The following is a 20263-nucleotide window of genomic DNA, read 5'->3' as shown; positions in this document are numbered from 1 at the left end:
CATTATCTGGTAAATGCTGCCGGTACGCCACCATCAATCGTCAGCATACAACCTGTTGTTTTGGCCGCTTTGGAAGAAGCAAAGTAAGCTACTCCTTCAGCGATATCATCAGGATAAATATTCACGAGCAGTGTTGTCCGTTTGCGGTAATGATCTTCCAGCTGATCGGGTTCGATACCATAGGCAGCTGCACGTTCGTTACGCCAGTTGGAGTTCCAGATTGCCGACCCCTGCAGAATGGCATCAGGGAGAATGGTGTTAACACGGATCCCAAATTCGCCGCCTTCGGTTGCAATACAGCGGGCCAGATGAGCTTCGAGCGCTTTGGCAGAACTGTAGGCGGTTACATTTTTACCGGCATAGACGGAGTTTTTAGAGCCGATAAACACCATACTGCCGCCGAGTTCCTGATCTTTCATGATTTTAAAAGCTTCACGGGCGACGAGGAAATAACCGGTTCCCAGTACATTCATGTTCAGTTCCCATTCTTTGAGCGACGTCTCGTCAAATGGGCTGGAAGTCGCCAGACCAGCATTATTTACGATAATATCAACGCCGCCGTAGGCCAGTGCTACTTCAGAATAGGCATCCTTGACCATTGTTTCTTTGGTCACATCCATCTGGACAGCCAGTGCCCGATTCGCTCCATATTGTTCATTGATCTCATCTGCTACTTTTTGTGCGCCCTCCAGATTGAGGTCGGCCAATACGACATGAGCACCTTCCTGAACCAGACGACGGGCTGTTGCACTGCCGATTCCACCTGCTCCACCGGTGATCAGTGCCACCTGACGGGAGAATTCTGCTTCGGCAGGTGCCAGAGTCAGCTTGTACAGCTCCAGCGGCCAGTATTCCACATTGTATGATTCCGATTCGCTGAGTGACACGAATTGTCCCAGTGCAGTAGCACCGCCCATCACAGCAATTGCTCGGTGATACAATGCGCCGCTCACCAGCGACATGGCATGACTCTTGCCGGTATTGATCATCCCAATGCCGGGAATCAGAATAACACGGGGTGCCGGTTCGAACATGATATCGCCTTCGTTGCGATTACGTTCAAAGTAGGCCTCATACTGCTCCTTGTACGCATGGATGCCCTGAATAACCGCCTGCTTCAGACCTTCTGCATCTCCTGCCGATGGTGTCCATTCGATGAACAGCGGCGTCATTTTGGTATGTACCAGATGATCCGGGCAGGCAGCTCCCACCTGGGATAATCGTGCGGAATCCTCTCCATTTACAAACTCCATTACATCGTCTGCATCGTCAAACGTCAGAATCATCCGCTTGCTGTCACTGACTGCACCGCGTACTGCCGGCATAATGCCTGCAATCAGCTGTCTGCGCTCTTCTGATGGAAGAGATTCTACTCTGGCACCGCCAAATGCCGGTTTTTCTTCCGCTTTGCGGGCAATATATTCTGCCGCCTGATTAATAATCTCGATCGTTTTGTTGTAACATTCTTCCTGCGTCTCTCCCCATGTCACCAGACCATGCTTCTCCATCAGCACCAGTTCGGCACCCGGATGATCCAGTACACCCTGTGCAATCATTTTAGAAAGGGTAAAGCCAGGACGGATATAAGGTACCCACACGAATTTGTCACCAAAAATTTCGCTGGCGATCTGTTTACCGTTATCGGCGCAGCAGAGGCTGATAATCGCATCCGGATGTGTATGATCCACATGCTTGAACGGGAGAAAAGCATGCAACAATGTCTCAATAGAAGGCCGCGGCGCTTTGGCATCGATCATGCAGTTAGCCAGGTAAGCTACCATCTCTTCGTCCGGCATCTCATCACGCTCAAACAGTGGACGAATATCCTCCATGCGCAGTCCGGTAAAATGCTGTGCCTTCATGGATGCGAGATCAGAGCCGCTTCCTTTGACATACATGACTTCAATCTCACGACCGCGAAAATCGCGTACCGTTCCTTTGGTAGAAGTATTACCGCCACCCCAGTTGCATACACGGCGATCCGAACCGATCAGGTTGGAACGGTATACGAGCTTGTCCACACCTTCATGAATAGCATCCGCCTGCTGTACATTCCATTGATTAGGTATCATTCTTCATCCTCCATTGATCTGCGTATTCGTGGCAGTGCCGCTATGTATATTCCAGCGATTCGCTGCCCGTCAAAAAATTATTTGAATTTGTTACATTGAATCCAACTATATTTCTGGAACATGATGCCAAAAGCAGTTTCTTTGTTTGCAGTATATCACTTCTGTTTTTATTTGAAAATATACAAAACAAAAATAAACAAAAATAAATTTAAAATTGATAACGCTTAACCAATACTAAATAAATAAAAATTCTTTAATCTACCTGAAAACGCACTCCTCCATATAAAAAAACAGTCGCCTCAAAATAAGTGACGACTGTTTTTATAAAATGCTTGGATGCTATTCATTTATCGTTTGCGCCTAATCATTCATGATGATCCAGCTCCCGTACTTCAAAAGGCAGCAAAATCTGTTTCAGTTTGGCACGATGCTGTTCATATTGCTCCGGCAGCTTCAATTCGGTACCCAGTGTTTCCGGCGATTCGTCATGTACAAACCCCGGTGGATCGGTAGCAATCTCGAACAGAATCTCTCCATGCTCCCGGAAATAAATGGCGTTAAAATAATTGCGGTCACGTACCGCAGTTACGCTGTATCCGAGATCATGCAACTCATTTTGCCAATTCAATTGATCGCTGTCATCCACTGCGCGCCAGGCAATATGGTGAACCGTACCGACACCCATTTCGCCGCGTACACCAGTCGTCATTTTCAAATCAATAATATTGCCGATATCGGCCGTCGAACGATAACGCGTATAATCGCCTTCCTGTGCAATCAGTTCCAATCCCATTACCTGTTCCAAGAGCTGTGCTGTCTGGTCAGGATGAGAGGAAAATAGCGTCGCGCCACCAAATCCCTTGATCGCTACCTCAGTCGTTACGCCGCCAAAGCTCCATTGACTATTCGCACCGGCGCTGCGTTCTACAATCTCCAGATGCAGACCGTGCGGATCGTCAAATGTCAAATATTGCTCACCAAAGCGTTCCACTTCACGATACGAAATATGAAATTGCTGCAAACGTGCTTTCCAGAAAGGCAGTGCGTGCTCCGGTACAACATAAGTAGTGACACCTACTTGACCATCACCGATCACACCCTGCTGTGCGCCTGCCCAAGGGAAAAAAGTAATAATCGTGCCTGGATGACCGGCTTCATCGCCAAAGTAAAAGTGATACGTTCCTGGATCGTCAAAATTTACCGTTTGCTTTATCATCCGCAAACCAAGCACACCTGCGTAAAAATCAACATTCTCCTGAGGATGTCCTACAATTGCCGTAATGTGGTGAATACCTGCTGTTGATCTGTTCATTATTTATCCGCCCCTTTTCCCTTAAATAATAAATCTTAATTTAAAGATTATTAATCATGAGATAATAATAAGTTCATTTCAAAATAATGTCAACCCTTTATTTTCATATTCATTTGAGAGATCATTTGTAACTATTCTGGACATTCGTTTATATGACCTTTTCGCTATTAGCCTGTTTCCCTTTTGTCCAATCGGGTAATGAAGAACAGAGCATACTAAACAAAATAAAGTGAATTATTCACTGAGGAGGAGAGCATCATGACAGAAGACAACAAAATGGAAAATCCAAATTCAGAAGATACACTAATGGAGAAGCACAAGAAGGAACAAGGTGCAAATCCTGAAACTCAGGCAGACGATTGGGCATCCAAACCGTCTCCAGTTGCCTCGGGCGACGATGATAAAGACAAAAAAGATTCCGACAAGTAATCCATATTAGTATTGGATCGCTAAAGGAACTTGATACATGCATACAAGCAGGCAGTACCGATCACAATCATCGGTGCTGCCTTTTTATTATGCGGATATAATACCTATAAACAAATCTACTCTCTATACCATTACGATTAGCCTATACTAAGCGAAACGTTCAATTTTGGCATAGTCGATAAAACATATGCAAAAGCGTGTATGACGTTTATCCTTCGTCATACACGCTTTTTGGCTATACCTACAATATTGATAGTTACCCTTCAGGCTGTAACACAGTTTATATTCAAGCCGATCTGCGCGGTTGCGCACTGTTGTCTCCCGATGTGGCACGACGGATTAGTTTTTCCAATTCCATCAATACCAGCGCTGCTGCAGCAAGGCCGGTAGCAATCGCCCACTCCTGTACGCCAAAACTATCCGGAATCGAGAAGATTCCGCGTACACCCGGTAGCAGAGTAATACCATATAGACCAAAACATAATACGACCGAACCGATTACATATTTATTGCTGAACAATCCTGCTTCTATGGCGCTCTGTACATTGGAACGAGCAGCAAAGGTCTGCAGGGTACGTGCCAGGATCAGCGTTGTAAAGGCCATCGCTACACTCATCTCCGGCGAATGCTGCAATCCAATATACTGGGATAGTATAACTGCTGCACCAATCATAATTCCCCGTGTAATAACGGCTCTCAGCGTACCGCCGGCAAATAGTCCTTCATTGATATCACGCGGCTTGCGATCCATAACACCTGGCTCTTCTTTTTCCATACCCAGCGAAATGGCCGGCAGCGAATCATTCGCTAGATTGATAAATAGCAGTTGAATCGCTGTGAACGGATTTACCCAATCCATAATAAGCGCAAAAATAATCGCGATAATCGCACCCAGATTGCCTGCAAACAGATAGGCGATCGACTTTTTGATATTATCGAATACGGTCCGGCCGACACTGACTGCATTGACAATCGAGACAAAGTTATCATCCGTCAGAATCATCGCTGCCGAATCTTTGGCTACATCGGTTCCGCTGCCCATGGCAACTCCGATATCTGCCTGCTTGAGCGCAGGTGCATCGTTTACGCCATCGCCGGTCATTGCGGTGATCTTGTCTTTTTTCTGCCAGGCACGTACGATACGAATCTTGTTCTCCGGTGATACCCGGGCATAGACCGATATATTTTCCAGATTGCGGTCCAGCTCTTCATCCGACATTTTGTCCAGTTCCTGACCGGTCACTGCAATATCATTCTCATCCATCAGTCCGATATCACGACCAATCGCCTGAGCGGTCGTTTTATGATCTCCGGTAATCATAATGGTACGAATACCAGCACGTTTGGATTGTTCGATCGAACCATAGACCGCTTCACGCGGTGGATCGATCATCGCTGTCAATCCTACCAGGATCAGCTCCTGCTCGTCTTCTATACCGACAGTCATCTGATTATCGGGGATCACCTTATATCCATAAGCGAGTACACGAAGTGCCCGACTGGAAAAGTCCTCGTTTGCTTCATAGAGACGCTGGCGAATCTCTTCATCCAGCGGAATGACCTGTTCGCCCAGCAGTACCTGGGTACAGCGGCTGATGAGTACATCCGGTCCGCCCTTGGTCAGCAGCATTTTCTGATGATCAAAAGTATGCACAGTAGACATCAGCTTACGGTCAGAGTCAAAAGGAATCTCCGCTTCCCGTGGAAAGCTATCGCGGATCTCGGTATATTTTTTATTCTTTTTGTTGCTGAATGCGATCAGTGCAACCTCGGTAGGATCGCCCATCTCCTTGCCTTCTTCATCGATATTGGAGTCGTTGCAGAGTACGGCAATATGAACCAGCTTGCGCTCTCCCTCCGACCATTCTGCCGGATTGTCCGGGAAGTCATCGCGGCTACCATCCGGCAAGTAATAATCGACAACGGTCATCTTGTTCTGGGTCAGTGTACCGGTTTTGTCCGTACAGATTACACTGGTGGAGCCGAGTGATTCCACGGCAGGCAGGCGGCGGATAATCGCATGCTGCCGGGCCATCTTGTTCGTTCCGGCAGATAATACGATCGTTACAATAGAAGACAAAGCTTCCGGTATGGCGGCCACTGCTACAGCCACTGCGAACATCAGCGCTTCCAGAATCGCAGCGGTCGTATCTACTGTATCCGCAGAGAACCAGATACGAGCAGCTTCTACTGCAAAAATCAGAATACAGAGCAGTAAAATGAACACACCAAGCTTTTTGCTAAAGCTCTCCAGTTTGCGCTGCAGCGGTGTCTGCTTGGATTCGGCACTCTCGATCAAGCCGGCAATCTTGCCGATCTCGGTATTTAGCCCGGTACCCGTAATAACCGCTGTACCGCGACCGTACACGATTAACGCACCACTGAATACCATATTTTTGCGATCTCCAATCGGTGACTCTTCCTCGATTACCTGAATATGTTTTTCGACTGCTTCCGATTCACCGGTCAGCATGCCTTCATCTACCTTGAGACTCTCTGATGTCAGCAGACGCGCATCTGCCGGTACAAAATCTCCGGCGTCCAGCTGAATAATATCACCAGCAACCAGTTCACGGGCAGGCAGTGATTTGCGCGTACCGTCACGCAGTACCTTGGCTTCCGGGGTGGACATCTGTCGCAATGCTTCAATCGAGCTCTCTGCTTTGCGTGTCTGTACTACACTGATAATCGCATTCAGGATCAGTACGAAAATAATAATTCCCGCTTCAACCACATGCCCGAGCACGATCTGTACAATCGAGGCAATCAACAAAACAACCACCATCGGGTCCCGCAGATTTTCCACAATCAGCTTCCAGGTAGGCGTACGTTCTTTGCCCTTGAGTTCATTGTACCCATCACGTTCCAGACGCTGCCGGGCTTGCTCCGAAGTCAATCCTTTCTCGGTCGTATCTACCTTTTGCAGCGCTTCTTCTGTACTTGTCTGATAGAATTCCATTCACAACACTCCTATCCTCAAAATGTGAAGAACTGTCTCTAATCTGTTCTCCCGTTTGCTGCATGTACGATAAGGCGTGTATCTGTACCAGTCGTTATGTATATCTTTTTATATCGTATAACAACTGGTTATCCCTACTGATTTTTACCCTTTAAAATACATTTGGTTTCAAAAAGAACGTGTAGATTTGATGACGATTGTTGTCGATATTAGTGGAACTATAAAAAAGAGACATCATTTACAAGTACCTTCCGTTTATTCGTAGGTTTCTTGTAAATGATGTCTCTTGCTCTTATATGGATTACATTCAGTTATATTAAAGTATTAAAATTCCTGCACGAGAATGTATTACATTAGGATATTCCCTTAAATGATCTGAAGTTTGCGCGCCTGTTCTTCTGTCAAAATGTACTGCTCTTGCGGATAAGTCTCATCTTCATTCTGTACACCGAACATCTGCATAACTTCATTCCAGATTCCTTTTTGTACTGCTTCTTCCTGTGTAATGATGATTTTCATTATAATCGCCGCCTTCATATTAGAATGTATAGTACTTATCGTATAGAGATCGCTATGACATTTATTTAAACGAATTACAGCAGTAATCAAACGTGCCTGCAGATTCTCATTGCAGAACTTCTGCAAGTGATCAGGATGATCGTTGTGTCACCCATTTACAAGTGCACTGTATCCATGGCTGAATGTGACTGTATAGAGGATAGACCGCATAAAAAATCCCCATACCAATGATCCTGTTCAGGATGCACCATATGGGGATTTGCTATTAATCTGAATATTCAATCATTGGCAGCCTAATGAATGGTTTATCAGTATGGATCGGCCTCGTGTCCTTTTTCTTCGGCTTTTTTGGCAGCCATATGGGCACGATGCATTGGCTTTCCTTTTTCCGGGTCAGCCTTTACTTTTTCCATCATTTCTCTGACACGCTTTCCATAATCAGCATCGGCTTCTGTAATATTGGTGAGTACTTTCTCCTGAATCACTTCATTACACTGGGCCAGATTGCCGCCCAGGTTGCTGATCAGTTCATCGCGCTCCCAATCTTCAAAGTTACGATACGTCTCGCCAGCCTGCGCAAAGTCATTCGGACGGTCAATCTTCTGACGCATCAGACGGGTATTGTAATATTCCGGTTCATGATCTTTGCCTGCTTTTGGCGCTTCCTGAAGACCACCCAGTGAAGACGGCTCATAATTCACATGCGGGTTCTGACCCGGCGCACGATCCGTCTGATAACGCATCTGACCTCCGGAATGGTTGGTTGCCACTCTCGATTTAGGTGCATTGATCGGCAGCTGCTGATAGTTCGCTCCGATACGGTGACGCTGGGTATCCGAATAGGAGAATGTGCGACCCTGCAGCATTTTATCATCCGAGAAGTCCAGTCCGTCTACCAGTACACCTGTACCGAAGGCTGCCTGCTCCACTTCATTGAAGTAATCTTCCGGATTGCGGTTGAGCGTCATTTTGCCTACTTTGAGGAACGGGAATTGATCTTCCGGCCACAGCTTTGTATCATCGAGTGGATCAAAATCCAGCTCTGGATGATAGTCATCGCTCATGATCTGCACACACAGCTCCCATTCCGGATACTCTCCACGCTCGATCGCATCATACAGATCAACAGTCGCGTGGTTAAAGTCGAGCCCCTGAATCTGATTGGCTTCCTCCTGCTTGAGGTTGCGAATACCCTGCAGTGGTTCCCAGTGGTACTTGACCAATACCGCTTGCCCTTCGGCATTCACCCATTTGTACGTATTAACACCAGATCCCTGCATCATCCGGTAATTCGCCGGAATCCCCCATGGGGAGAACAGGAAAGTAATCATATGTGTAGCCTCTGGACTATTCGCTACAAAATCCAGGAAGCGCTCCATATCCTGCACATTTGTAATCGGGTCCGGCTTAAAGGCATGTACCATATCCGGGAATTTGAGCGGATCACGGATAAAGAAAATTTTCAGATTGTTACCGACCAGATCCCAGTTGCCATCTTCAGTATAGAATTTGGTTGCGAATCCGCGCGGATCACGCAGTGTCTCCGGAGAATGACCTCCATGAATAACGCTGGAGAAACGTACGAATACCGGCGTGATTTTACCTTTTTCCTGAAATAGTTTGGCGCGGGTATATTTGGATACAGGCTCATCACCTACAGTTCCATAAGCTTCGAATACGCCATGCGCTCCCGCTCCACGGGCATGAACAACACGTTCAGGCACACGCTCACGGTCGAAGTGTGTTATTTTCTCGAGAAAATTGTAGTTCTCCAGTGTAACAGGACCCCGGTTCCCTACAGTTCTTACATTTTGATTATCAGTGACAGGGTGTCCCTGCCGGTTAGTCAGCGTTACATTTTCTTCTTGATCATTCGATTGCGGTTGCTTCTTGTTCTCATCTGCCATAAGATCTTCCGCCTTTCAAGAAAGTATAAGTGTGCTGAATCTGTATTCTTCATGACACAGGAAAACAAAACATACGCCCGGCATAAGGACATATTACCTTTTTTTACCTGCTCCTACTCATTATAAAACACTTTTCAATCAAAAAGTGAACCGATTTCATAAATTTGTCCAATTTGTGAATGAAGATGATATGAAACCGCATTTTGCTTTTGTTTTTGCCCTCCTTTATACTGGGCCTATTCCAGAATTATGACTTCTATGCAAATCTCTTTGTAAGAATATCGGGCAGTAGGCTGTCTTACAATATAGACGTATTTCAATAACGAGAGGTGGAGTATTATGTATTTGCGAAGGATTACCCTGCTCAAAGAAAACATCGATGATTACACTGTTTATCCCTTTTCTCTACCGCTGATTCAGCGTATGGATATGCTGGAGGTGCGCAGTCCAGTTACTTTTTTCGTTGGAGAGAATGGTTCGGGCAAATCAACACTGCTGGAAGCGGTAGCTTACCAGTGCGGATTTCATACAGCCGGCGGTTCACGTCATAACAGTTATGAAGTTCAGTCCTCTGAAGCGGCGCTCGGTGACCATGTTCGTCTCTCCTGGCTGCCCAAGTTGACCGATGGGTTTTTTCTGCGGGCGGAATCTTTTTATCAATTTGCCAATCATATTGACGAGATGGATATGAACAACTATAAGTATTACGGTGGCAAATCACTACATCAGCAGTCACATGGAGAATCTTTCCTTAATTTGTTCAAGCATAAGTTCATGAGTACAAGGGAATCCGCTATCTATCTGCTGGATGAGCCGGAGGCAGCGCTCTCTCCTGCCCGTCAGCTGTCTCTGATGCGGATCATTCATGATCTCACACCGCGCTGCCAGTTTATTATTGCCACGCATTCTCCGATTCTAATGGGCTATCCGGAAGCCGATATTATCAGTTTTGATGAGGATCGGCTGCAGCGAATCAATTACCAGGATACCGATCATTACCAGATTACCCGGCGTTTTCTGGAAAATCCGAAGCCTCTGCTTCGTGAACTGTTCAGCGATTAGGTAACTACATTAGCCGCATCATTGTATAGGTTTTTTTATACATAAATATGCCAAAAACGCTGCAGCCCATAAGCCGCAGCGTTTTTTGACAGATTTGGATCAACAGTTCGAAATCGGCAGACTGCCGGGAAGCATGCAAATCCTATGACCAGCTTGATCCATCTTACCAGACTGGCAGCACTTATGCTAATCCCAATCCTTTATAACTTTCCCCAATCTATCGGTTTACAAAATATCCAGGCGCAGACGCTCCAGACGGGTATGCTTGATATACCAACGTCCTTCAAGTTGTACAAAAGTCTCATGATAATATCCATATCCATGAAATGACTTATGCGCGCTGCCTTCCGGAAAAGTCACATAATCCTCCATCGGGGACAACACTCTGGCTTCTGTTGCCGATAGTAGTTCGATATCCGCACTATGTACCTGATGCACCGTCACCGCCGGATCTACCAGATCCTCGAATACCCGTACAATCGTATCGCGTCCTTCCAGTACCGGAATCGGGTTGCCTTCCGTGCTGAAGTCCGCGACTGCATCCGGGGCAAATATGTCCTTGAGTGCTTCCCACTGCTTGGTATCAATCAACCGGCAGTAGCGGGATTTGACCATGCGAATCTCCTCGTAAGCGAGCAGCAGATCCGTACCTGACAAAAATGAACTATTCATTGTTTGATTCCTCCATAATGACGATTAGGTTACTGTCCAGTTACCTGAATCTCCATTATAAGTCATCTGCAATAGAATCAGCCAGTTATTCCAGCTCCAGCCCTTTGGTTTCTTTGCCCAGGAATAGCACAGCTGCTGCTCCAATCAGAATCGCCACGAAGAAAATCGTGAAAATTGTACTCACTGGTATACCGTCTCCTACGAGCATACCGACCATAAATGGTGCAATCACGCCGCCAATCCGTCCAAATCCTGCAGCCATACCCGTACCGGTCGAACGTACCCGTGTCGGATAGAGCTCCGGTGTATAGGCATACAATCCGCCCCATGCACCCAGGTTGAAGAATGACAGACACACACCTGCCAGAATCAATGACAGTTCGCTGGTTGCATAACCAAACCAGATTGCACTTACCGCCGTCAGTACCAGATAGACGACCAATACGAACTTGCGGCCGAATTTCTCGATAAAATACGCTGCGGTAAAGTAGCCTGGCAGCTGCGCGATTGTCATAATCAGCACATACTCAAAACTTTTGATCAGTGTAAATCCTTTGAGCCCCATTACCGATGGCAGCCAGAGGAACATACCGTAATAAGAAAATACGACAGTAAACCAGAGAATCCAAGCCATCAGTGTGGTACGACGATGCGGACTGCTCCATATTTCCCGAAGACCACTGCCAAAAGAAGCCTGGCGACCAGCACCGTCTTTGATAAAGCGTGGTGAATCATCGATTGCACGACGAAGATACAGCGCATACAGAGCCGGTATCGCTCCAATTACGAATCCCCACTGCCATCCATAACGTGCGATGACAAAATAAGCAACTACCGCCGAGATAATCCAGCCAAATGCCCAGAAGCTCTCGAGCAATACTACTGCGCGTCCCCGATCCTTGACAGCGACCGATTCTGATACGAGTGTCGAAGCCACAGGCAGTTCTCCGCCCAGACCGAATCCGGCTATAAACCGAAGCAGCAACAAGACGCCAAATCCGGTAGCCAGTGCGGATAATCCGCTTGCGATCGAGAAAATCAGCAGCGTCCACAGCAGAATCGATTTGCGGCCATAACGGTCTGCCAGATAACCGGCAGCCACTGCGCCGACTGCCATCCCTACCGAGTTAATACTGGTAAGGTACCCAATCTCCTGTGGACTGAGACTCCAGCTTTTGGCCAGCGCCGCTGCGATAAAGGAAATCATACCGACTTCCATCGCATCGAACATCCAGCTGAATCCCGCACTGAACAGCAGCTTGCGCTGTTTGGGATTCTGAAGTAATTCCATCTTGCTCATGTGATTAACCCCTTCTTTCTGTTTCGCTTGTACTTTTTTGAACATACTTTTAGCTGCTTACGTCTGCTGATCGAATCCACGTCTCTGTTGTCTTATTATCCAGATCCATTATCGATAGCAGTTCCCCTTTGTATTTTTCACGCTGAGGTACAGACAGCTGCATAATTGTAGTCACGATTTTTATTATACTCAAATCGTGGAAATTTACCTCACATTATTTTCAAATTGTTAAAATTTAATTCATTCTTCCTGTATAGCCAAACAAAACAAATACATAAATAAGTAACAGCTTTAATACTCGCCTACTACATTAGGAAAGGGAAAAATATTCCCAATTATTACATATCAAGGAGGAATATCATGTCTATTCAACGTAAACTGCTGGTCTGTACGCTTGCTGCCGGACTGGCACTATCCGCTTTTCCATCTCAGGCCTTTATGGCTCCTGCTACTCCGGCTGTAGCTGCTTCACCAGGAGCCTGGGCAGCAGGACAGACGCCTGCCAATGGTTCTGCCGACAAACCTGTTATTTTGTTTGTACATGGTCTGACCAGCCAGGCCAAAGTCTGGTACGAGAATAATGATATGTACGAATACGCCTACAATAATGGTTATCAGACAGCTTTTATCAATATGTATGATATTTCCGGTACACCGGAAGATATGTGGAAAGACGGCGAACTGCTCGCCGCCAAGATCAAGGAAATCAGTCAGTACTTTGGCAAAAAAATTGTTATCGTCGCCCACAGTAAGGGTGGCGTGGATACCGAATCCGCTCTAGTTCGCTATAATGCCTATCCGTATGTGAATCGCGTGATTACACTCAGTACCCCTCATCACGGCTCACAGCTAGCGGATCTGGCATACAGCAGCTGGGCTGGATGGCTGGCAGATCTGGTTGGTTCGCAGAGTCCGGGTACCAATTCTCTTCAGACTTCCAATATGACCTATTTCCGAACGGAGATGGCCAAAGACCCCGATGTTAACAAAGTGCCTTTTTATACACTTAGCGGTAACAAGTGGTCCGGCTCCGGCAAATCCTCCTATACCTTTGGCGGCGCCTATCTGGCTCTATTTGGCAGCAATGACGGCGTAGTTACGACCGAGAGTGCACTGCGTCCGAACAGTACGCTTATTCAGATGGGTCCATGGAATCATGCTACCGTACGCACCGGTTCCTACACTTTTGATCTGTTCAAATCCTACATCGGCAATGCTGGTGTCCGCGCGGCTGCCTTATCCAGTGCTTCAGTAGGTTCCAGCGTCTACGGCGATGTATATACTTCCCCATCCTCAAGTTTACCGACTGTCGATATGTCCGGCTCCGGTCTGGCCGCTTCAACCAATTATGGACAATACTATGTACGCGGCGGCGAATATAAGGGTACTGCCACCGAGACCCTGACTGTAGAAGACCATGTAAAATCCATCACTCTGGACTGGATTACCAACCAGCCAATCGACGAGCTTCGTCTGATCTCTCCTCAGGGCAAAGTACGTCATGTACAGATCAGCACAGACCGTGATGAAGAAATCTTCAAAGGTGCTTACCATCAGGTGACTGAGCTAAAGAATCCGGAAGCCGGTGAATGGCAGGTTCAGGCGGTCAGCCATCAATCAGGAGCCTATCTGATGACTGCAATCTATGCACCAGGCACAGAGAAAGCGCATATGAATGCTTCTTTCTCCGGTCAATCGCTGGATATGACCATCAATACGCACGGACTGGATACCGAGCAGACGACACTTACTTCCAAAGTCGAATATTATGATGCCCAAGGCAAGCGAATAGCTCCAGCAGCCGAAAGTCATCGTTCCCTGTCCGCTAACAGCGTGGAGGAAAGTCTTCCCGTTCCTGATTCCGGACAGGCTTCCAACTATGTAATCACAACAGACGTTGAAGGTAAAACAGCCACTGGCGCGCCTTATAAACGTACACTCATTAAGTCCGTCTATGTAGATGCAGCAGGTCATACGTATTCACAACAGGATTGAGGACAAGTTGTAATATGATTGATCAGCTAATTACAAGATAATGCACGAACAGCCTGTATGATGCCGAAGGCAGCATGTACAGGCTGTTTTATATGGAATAGCGTATATTCGAAGTTCACATTACTATAGCATTTTCCGTTTTCTGTATCTATTCTTCCAATTTTGGAACCTGTTTTGATGGGTTATCACCTGTATTCGACACTTTTTGGTCTGCAGCAATATGGTAATATTCCAGTTCATATTCATTATCACTGAACACAATCAACCGATCCGGACGGAACAGGATCAATGTCATATCCCGATTCCCCTGATATTCCCATAATCCTTTTAGAAAAAGGTCCTTATCGGTAATAGTCATACTCAGCCAAAATGCAGGATCTACCGCTTGAATGACTTTGTTCACCCCCGCCTCCTGCAGCTGGCTTTTGACCCAGATATGGGCAAAATCCGTATCTGCCGTATAAGGCAGTACTGCTGTAGGTACAGGTCGATGCGTATAGCTGTAAATACTACGCAGCATCTGTTCATGCCAGGCCGTATCGACAGATTGACGATCCATAATCATTACCCCTGATACACCTTCCAGCTGATTTGCATATTTTTTGATTTGACTGTAAGCCAGTTTCTGCTTCATTCGTTCATTACCGGACAATGACATCATATCCCTCTTTTTATATCCATTTCAGTACGCGTATACGTGTATAAGTCACCTACGTTCGGACGGAATATCTGCTGTATCAACAGCATTATGTAAAACACCCCGGCTTCCGCGTCTGCGTACATGCCGGGGTGTTAAATTCAATGCATATTACTTCGCAGATTCTTGTGCTTCTACGATAGGGAACCAGCCTGGAATATTAATAACCATATTCCAGAGTGGATCTGGCAGTATCAGCGCTTTTTGATCGTTTTTGCTAATAGTGTACAGAATCTCGTCTTCGCGACCGGATTCTACTTTTTCAACCCATGTTGGATCTACAATCAGCTGACGGCCCAATGCTACCAGTGGAGCACCTGTTGCCAGTACCGCTGCTGCATCATCAGGTGTTTTCACGGAGCCTACACCGATTACCGGAACTTTGGCACCCACACGTTCCTGGATGATTTCCAGACGGGAGCGTGTATCTTCTACACCACGACGTGGTACAGAAGTATACTCCATCAGGGAAGTGTGCAGATAGCTGAGGTTTTTGTCAGCCAGTGCATCGATCAGCACCAGAGTGTCTGCCATTGTGATTCCCGGAGTTTCCGGTTCTTCTGGCGAGAAGCGATAGCCAACGATGAATGGACCTTTCGCTTGTTCTTTGACAACACGCTGAACTTCATCTACAACGGCCAGTGGGAATGCCAGACGCTGATGCACATCGCCGCCCCATTTGTCTTCACGACGGTTGGAGTGCGGGGAGAAGAACTGCTGAATCAGATAGCCATTAGCGCCGTGGATTTCCACGCCGTCAAAGCCTGCCGCGATCGCATTCGCTGTTGCTTTACCGAAATCTTTGATAATATCTTCGATTTCCTGGCCGGTCAGCTCACGTGGAGTAGGACCTTGACCACCATCACCGCGCTCGCTTGGCACTGCGCTTGGTGCAGTTACGTCGCCATCTACCAGCTCAGCTGGAGCCAGACGACCTGCATGGAAAATCTGCAGTACTGCTTTGGCACCATTCTTTTTCAGTGTTTCAGCCAGACGTGTCAGTCCTGGAGTGAACTCTTCGCCTACAGCACGGAACTGGTTGGCAAATCCTTTACCACCCGGAGTTACGTGTGCAACTGCAGTAATTGCCAGACCTACACCTGCTGTACGGCTTGCATAGTATTCCAGTTCTGCATCGGATACAGTCTCATCCGGGTTGGAAGAAGAGTGAGTCATCGGTGCCAGCACCAGACGGTTTTTCAGCTGAATACCATCATTCAGTGTAAATGGTTCAAACAAAGCATTATATTTTGGATTCAAGGTTTCTCTCTCCTATCTAATATGTGTAATGGATGAAGCTTTTCTACTGCTCAAAAGCTATTATTAAAAGTAACAATATATATTATAGTAAACAATTATATTTTTCACAAGTTATTTTAATGCATATCTTTATTTTTATAAAATAAAGCAATTTGGGACTTTTAAACGGACATAAATTCTTCATTTTTATACAAAAACAGGTCTGTCAGCAAAGTGATTTATTCCTTTGACTGACAAGACCTGCTGTCATATTGTTTGGTAATCCTGCGTACAATTTATTTATATTCAGGACTGGGATGCAGGCTTGGCATGTTTGCCGGAAGCTTCGGCAGCCTGCTCTTTGGGTCTTGCATCTGCGCGCGGTGGTTCTTTGAGGAAGAACATCATGATCAGCGCCAGTACCGACAGTGCCGAAGCGACCAGGAAGGCCATATTCGTACCGTGTATCAGTGACAGATCTGCTCCCTGACCAGCAGAAGTCGCCGAGATCGAAGCATTCGTATAAATGGTGATTAATACCGCTGTACCGATCGATCCCCCTACCTGACGGAGGGTATTGTTCATCGCCGATGCGTGTGACAACAGATGCACCGGCAGCTGATTCAGACCGGCTGTTGTTACCGGCATCATCACCATCGATAGACCGAACATCCGCAGGGCGAACATAATTACAATAAATGGAACCGGAGTCTGATCTGTCAGGAAAGCGAATGGAATCGTACCAATCGTCAGCATCAACAGACCGATAATCCCAATACGCTTGGCACCGAATTTATCAAAGATTCGTCCTGTAATGGGTGACATAATCCCCATTAGTATGGCACCCGGCAGAACGATCAGACCGGACTGCATGGCTGTAAGATGACGTGCATTTTGAATATACAGCGGCAGCAGTGTCGATGCACCGATCATCGCCGTAAATACAATCACTGTAATAATCATCGAAATGGTAAACAGTCGATTCTGGAATACGCGGAACTCCAGCAGCGGCTGCTTCAGCTTGAACTGGCGTGTCACAAACAGAATCAGACTGACGACACCGACGGCTATCGTAACAATGACCACCGGATCTGCCCAGCCTTTGGAAGCCGTACTGAATCCGTACAGCAGTCCACCAAATCCAAGTGTAGACAGAATAACCGAAGGGATATCCAGTTTGGGATCACGCAGCTGCCCTACATTTTTGAGAGCAAAGATAGCGATCACCAGATCGATCAGGGCAATCGGCAGAATAATGTAAAACAGATCGCGCCAAGAGAAGGTATCCACAATCCAGCCGGATAGTGTCGGACCAATCGCAGGTGCGAACGAAATGACCAGACCGATCATCCCCATGGCTGCCCCGCGGCTTTCTTTGGGGAAAATAACCAGAAATACGGTCTGCATTAGCGGCATAATAATCCCCGCTCCGGCAGCCTGTACGACCCGTCCAACGAGCAACGTGCCAAAGTTGGGCGATATGGCCGCAATCAGCGTACCCAGCGCAAATAATCCAATCGAAGTAATAAACAAAGCTCGTGTATTAAATTTGTCAATCAAATAAGCAGTGACCGGAATCATAATCCCGTTCACCAGCATAAAAATCGTCGTCAGCCATTGTGCAGCTGTGGCATCAATATTCAGATCCTTCATAATATGCGGCAGCGCCGTCACCAGTAGTGTCTGGTTCAGTATCGCCACAAACGCACCTGCCAGCATAATGCCGACAATGAGCTTGATATTCACTTTTGGTTGTGGCTGTTGTGCTACAGCATTACCCATGTTTCTCTTCCTCCCAATTTGCAAAATAGACATGTTGAAGATAGGAGACTTCTTCACTCAATTCTTCACGCTGCCGAAGATAGGCGATCAGTGCATCCATCATGAATGCCTGTGGTACTTTTTTGCGGCGTTCTACATCCAGCCGCTCTACGGCTGCCAGCAGATTGGCACGGATATGCTCCGGTGAACGCTGATGTACAGCCAGGGTTAGCTCGCGTACCGATTTGCGCCACTCACTTTCACCAAAATACTTGCGTCCGACCTCGGGATCATACAGATTCAGATGGGCAGCCAGCTCCGTATTAACGACCGGTTCCTTGCCCATACGCTTATGGATCACCGCTTCCATGCTCTCTACAATAAAGGCAGCCAGTGCTTCCAGGTCGAGCTTGGTTTTGCGATCTACATGGGACAAAAAGACAAACTCTCTCAGCATCCCCTGCATAGCTACCGCCAAATCCCATACAATCGGTTCGATTTCGGTACCAAATGCCTGGACAAGAGCTTCCTTTTGCCAGCTGATCATCGTTCGTTTGAAGTTCAGCATCACATTTCGTATCTGACTGCCCAGTTCCATCGGCACATTTTGGTTCAGGTTAATAAAAAAGTTGTGTCTGACTATAAATTCACGCAACTGAACAACCAGTTTCTGAACCAGCTGTTCCCGCGGCGGCACGTTATCTTCAAAATGAAGCGTACTGCTCGCCTGTACAATCTCTTCGTGCAGCGTGCTTACGATCTGAAGCAATATGTCTTCTTTGGACTGAAATAATTTATAAATGGAAGCCTTGGACATATTGCACTGCTCGGCAATATCCTGAACAGTTGTTGCAAAATAGCCTTTTTCTGCGAATAACTGGCTTCCTGCATACAGGATCGTTTTCTTTCGGTCCTCTACCATAATCGTGCATCTCCTATTTTCTAATATACCCCATAAAACCTGACGGTACTCAGAAAACCCGTCAGTTCTTACTTACTATTTTATATGAACTTATTTACAAAGTCAATCATTGTCACAACAAAAGTATGTATACAATATATATTGCAGTTTCTATTCTTTTATACAAAAAGGGATATAAAAAAGCATCCATTACCTTGGTGGTAAGGATGCTTTACAAAGATCCGAAGCTGCCTTGCAGCCAACTGACGGATGATCCAAATTATTCGTTGAGCGCTTTTGTCAGAGCCGCCAGATTTTCACGCATAACTGAAATATAATTCTCTCCAGCTGCTTCTTGTTCACTGGTCAATCCTTCTAACGGGTTCAGTACAGCTGTTTGTGCACCTACTTCATTCGCGATGGTGTCAGCTACTTTGGAAGATACCAGCGTTTCGAAGAAGATGGTTTTCACATTATTACTCTTGGCAAAATCAACTACTTCTGCCATCTTGGCAGCTGTAGGCTCTTCTTCCGGAGACAGTCCGCTTATACCGACCTGGGTCAGACCATAATCACGTGCCAGATAACCAAATGCGGTATGCTGGGTAATAAAGTCTTTACGTTTGGTATTGGACAGGTCCGTCTTGTAATCGGTATCGAGCTTTTGCAATTCTGCCAGATAGGCATCTGCATTTTTCTTGAAATCTGCAGCATGATCCGGTGCCAGTTCACTCAGTGAAGACTCGATATTACGAACCTCGGTCTGTGCCTGCTGCGGAGACAGCCATACATGCGGATCAAAACCGCCATGATCGTGATCATGGCCTTCTTCTGCAGCAGCATGAGCTTCTTCACCGGCATGAGCTTCTTCGCCTTCGTGCTCTTCCTCTTCATGGTACCCATCCATCACTTGTATACCTTTGCTTGCTTCTACCATTTTCGGTCCATTGGTACCCACAGCATCCTGCACCTGAGTCATCCACGATTCAAGACCCGCACCATTGTAGACGAGCATATCGGCATCAGTAATTTTGGCAATATCCTGCGGAGTAGGCTCCCAGTCATGCGGTTCGGTTCCAGGTGGAATCAGTACCTGTACATCTGCCAGATCGCCAGCAACTTTGGAGGTGAATTCCTGCATAGGATAGAAACTGGTTACAATATGAAGCTTGTCCGTACTGCCTTCGCCGGCAGTTGTACCTGTTGCAGCCGGACTGCTGTTTCCACATCCTGCGAGCACTGTGCTCATTCCCAATACGACCACCGCAGGCAATGACAACCAATTACGCTTGTTCCATTTCATTTCAGTACTTCTCCTCCCCACTCCATCTACTGTACCCAAACATGATCTTTATCTATATTTGCAAAAGATTCATACTCGTTGATGACTGCTTGCTTGATGATATTCAGTACAATGGATATCCCTATTAAGTGGTTA

At 46.6% G+C, this 20263-nt stretch carries 15 protein-coding genes; 3 read left to right on the top strand and 12 right to left on the bottom strand.

Translation table 11 applies throughout. From position 1 onward, the window contains the following. Window positions 1-2: 2 nt before the first annotated feature. Together H065_RS0111285 and H065_RS0111280 are read right to left on the bottom strand one after the other, a co-directional pair. Complete coding sequence (locus tag H065_RS0111285) at window positions 3-2072, bottom strand: bifunctional rhamnulose-1-phosphate aldolase/short-chain dehydrogenase (protein ID WP_017813168.1); 2070 nt, start codon at window positions 2070-2072, stop codon at window positions 3-5. Between the two features lie 364 nt (window positions 2073-2436). Continuing rightward, entirely contained in the window at window positions 2437-3384 is a 948-nt protein-coding gene (locus tag H065_RS0111280) for a ring-cleaving dioxygenase (protein ID WP_017813167.1), read from the bottom strand. 258 nt (window positions 3385-3642) lie between these two features. Here H065_RS0111280 and H065_RS27885 point away from each other — a divergent pair, with 258 nt between their 5' ends. Beyond that, the gene (locus H065_RS27885) at window positions 3643-3813 is read left to right on the top strand and encodes a hypothetical protein (protein ID WP_017813166.1); all 171 of its coding nucleotides are present in this window, start codon (window positions 3643-3645) and stop codon (window positions 3811-3813) included. 286 nt (window positions 3814-4099) lie between these two features. Here H065_RS27885 and H065_RS0111270 read toward each other — a convergent pair whose 3' ends face one another. From H065_RS0111270 to H065_RS0111260, 3 genes are all read right to left on the bottom strand, one after another. Then, a complete protein-coding gene (locus H065_RS0111270) occupies window positions 4100-6772 on the bottom strand; it encodes a cation-translocating P-type ATPase (RefSeq protein ID WP_017813165.1) in 2673 nt (890 codons plus the stop codon). Between the two features lie 366 nt (window positions 6773-7138). Beyond that, window positions 7139-7291, bottom strand: a complete 153-nt coding sequence (locus H065_RS27880) for a hypothetical protein (protein ID WP_017813164.1) — start codon at window positions 7289-7291, stop codon at window positions 7139-7141. A gap of 308 nt (window positions 7292-7599) precedes the next feature. Then, window positions 7600-9198, bottom strand: a complete 1599-nt coding sequence (locus H065_RS0111260; RefSeq protein ID WP_017813163.1) for a catalase — start codon at window positions 9196-9198, stop codon at window positions 7600-7602. A gap of 339 nt (window positions 9199-9537) precedes the next feature. On the opposite strand from H065_RS0111260, the gene H065_RS0111255 reads away from it, so the two are divergent. Then, window positions 9538-10260, top strand: coding sequence for an AAA family ATPase (locus tag H065_RS0111255; RefSeq protein WP_017813162.1), 723 nt, complete (start codon window positions 9538-9540; stop codon window positions 10258-10260). Window positions 10261-10485: 225 nt separating this feature from the next. Here the strand turns inward: H065_RS0111255 and H065_RS0111250 are convergent, their stop codons facing one another. Together H065_RS0111250 and H065_RS0111245 are read right to left on the bottom strand one after the other, a co-directional pair. Further along, window positions 10486-10932 (bottom strand): nuclear transport factor 2 family protein, encoded by a 447-nt coding sequence (locus H065_RS0111250; RefSeq protein WP_017813161.1) that lies wholly within the window; start codon window positions 10930-10932, stop codon window positions 10486-10488. An 85-nt stretch (window positions 10933-11017) separates the two neighbouring features. After that, window positions 11018-12232 (bottom strand): MFS transporter, encoded by a 1215-nt coding sequence (locus tag H065_RS0111245; RefSeq protein WP_026136171.1) that lies wholly within the window; start codon window positions 12230-12232, stop codon window positions 11018-11020. A 360-nt stretch (window positions 12233-12592) separates the two neighbouring features. Here H065_RS0111245 and H065_RS0111240 point away from each other — a divergent pair, with 360 nt between their 5' ends. Next, window positions 12593-14227 (top strand): esterase/lipase family protein, encoded by a 1635-nt coding sequence (locus H065_RS0111240; protein WP_017813159.1) that lies wholly within the window; start codon window positions 12593-12595, stop codon window positions 14225-14227. A 148-nt stretch (window positions 14228-14375) separates the two neighbouring features. Here H065_RS0111240 and H065_RS0111235 read toward each other — a convergent pair whose 3' ends face one another. From H065_RS0111235 to H065_RS0111215, 5 genes are all read right to left on the bottom strand, one after another. Further along, window positions 14376-14888, bottom strand: coding sequence for a hypothetical protein (locus tag H065_RS0111235; protein ID WP_152425877.1), 513 nt, complete (start codon window positions 14886-14888; stop codon window positions 14376-14378). 147 nt (window positions 14889-15035) lie between these two features. After that, window positions 15036-16184: an NADH-dependent flavin oxidoreductase gene (locus tag H065_RS0111230; protein ID WP_017813157.1), complete on the bottom strand. Its 1149-nt coding sequence runs from the start codon at window positions 16182-16184 to the stop codon at window positions 15036-15038. 285 nt (window positions 16185-16469) lie between these two features. After that, a complete protein-coding gene (locus H065_RS0111225; protein WP_017813156.1) occupies window positions 16470-17945 on the bottom strand; it encodes an MDR family MFS transporter in 1476 nt (491 codons plus the stop codon). Continuing rightward, the gene (locus tag H065_RS0111220) at window positions 17938-18846 is read right to left on the bottom strand and encodes a TetR/AcrR family transcriptional regulator (protein WP_017813155.1); all 909 of its coding nucleotides are present in this window, start codon (window positions 18844-18846) and stop codon (window positions 17938-17940) included. Before H065_RS0111220 ends, H065_RS0111225 begins: the two co-directional genes overlap by 8 nt. A 259-nt stretch (window positions 18847-19105) precedes the next feature. Continuing rightward, on the bottom strand, window positions 19106-20128 hold the full coding sequence (locus H065_RS0111215) for a metal ABC transporter substrate-binding protein (protein WP_017813154.1): 1023 nt from the start codon (window positions 20126-20128) through the stop codon (window positions 19106-19108). Window positions 20129-20263: the final 135 nt, after the last annotated feature.

This window comes from Paenibacillus shenyangensis (assembly GCF_000346635.1).
GTDB classification, from domain to species: domain Bacteria; phylum Bacillota; class Bacilli; order Paenibacillales; family Paenibacillaceae; genus Saccharibacillus; species Saccharibacillus dauci.
This window is presented reverse-complemented; position numbering and strand designations above follow the sequence as displayed.

What these genes read in the sequence shown, in the direction of transcription:
- H065_RS0111285 (WP_017813168.1), bottom strand. Translation starts at nt 2,072, where the DNA reads ATGATACCTAATCAATGGAATGTACAGCAGGCGGATGCTATTCATGAA.
- H065_RS0111225 (WP_017813156.1), bottom strand. Translation starts at nt 17,945, where the DNA reads ATGGGTAATGCTGTAGCACAACAGCCACAACCAAAAGTGAATATCAAG.
- H065_RS0111250 (WP_017813161.1), bottom strand. Translation starts at nt 10,932, where the DNA reads ATGAATAGTTCATTTTTGTCAGGTACGGATCTGCTGCTCGCTTACGAG.
- H065_RS27885 (WP_017813166.1), top strand. Translation starts at nt 3,643, where the DNA reads ATGACAGAAGACAACAAAATGGAAAATCCAAATTCAGAAGATACACTA.
- H065_RS27880 (WP_017813164.1), bottom strand. Translation starts at nt 7,291, where the DNA reads ATGAAAATCATCATTACACAGGAAGAAGCAGTACAAAAAGGAATCTGG.
- H065_RS0111270 (WP_017813165.1), bottom strand. Translation starts at nt 6,772, where the DNA reads ATGGAATTCTATCAGACAAGTACAGAAGAAGCGCTGCAAAAGGTAGAT.
- H065_RS0111215 (WP_017813154.1), bottom strand. Translation starts at nt 20,128, where the DNA reads ATGAAATGGAACAAGCGTAATTGGTTGTCATTGCCTGCGGTGGTCGTA.
- H065_RS0111280 (WP_017813167.1), bottom strand. Translation starts at nt 3,384, where the DNA reads ATGAACAGATCAACAGCAGGTATTCACCACATTACGGCAATTGTAGGA.
- H065_RS0111235 (WP_152425877.1), bottom strand. Translation starts at nt 14,888, where the DNA reads ATGATGTCATTGTCCGGTAATGAACGAATGAAGCAGAAACTGGCTTAC.
- H065_RS0111220 (WP_017813155.1), bottom strand. Translation starts at nt 18,846, where the DNA reads ATGGTAGAGGACCGAAAGAAAACGATCCTGTATGCAGGAAGCCAGTTA.
- H065_RS0111255 (WP_017813162.1), top strand. Translation starts at nt 9,538, where the DNA reads ATGTATTTGCGAAGGATTACCCTGCTCAAAGAAAACATCGATGATTAC.
- H065_RS0111260 (WP_017813163.1), bottom strand. Translation starts at nt 9,198, where the DNA reads ATGGCAGATGAGAACAAGAAGCAACCGCAATCGAATGATCAAGAAGAA.
- H065_RS0111245 (WP_026136171.1), bottom strand. Translation starts at nt 12,232, where the DNA reads ATGAGCAAGATGGAATTACTTCAGAATCCCAAACAGCGCAAGCTGCTG.
- H065_RS0111240 (WP_017813159.1), top strand. Translation starts at nt 12,593, where the DNA reads ATGTCTATTCAACGTAAACTGCTGGTCTGTACGCTTGCTGCCGGACTG.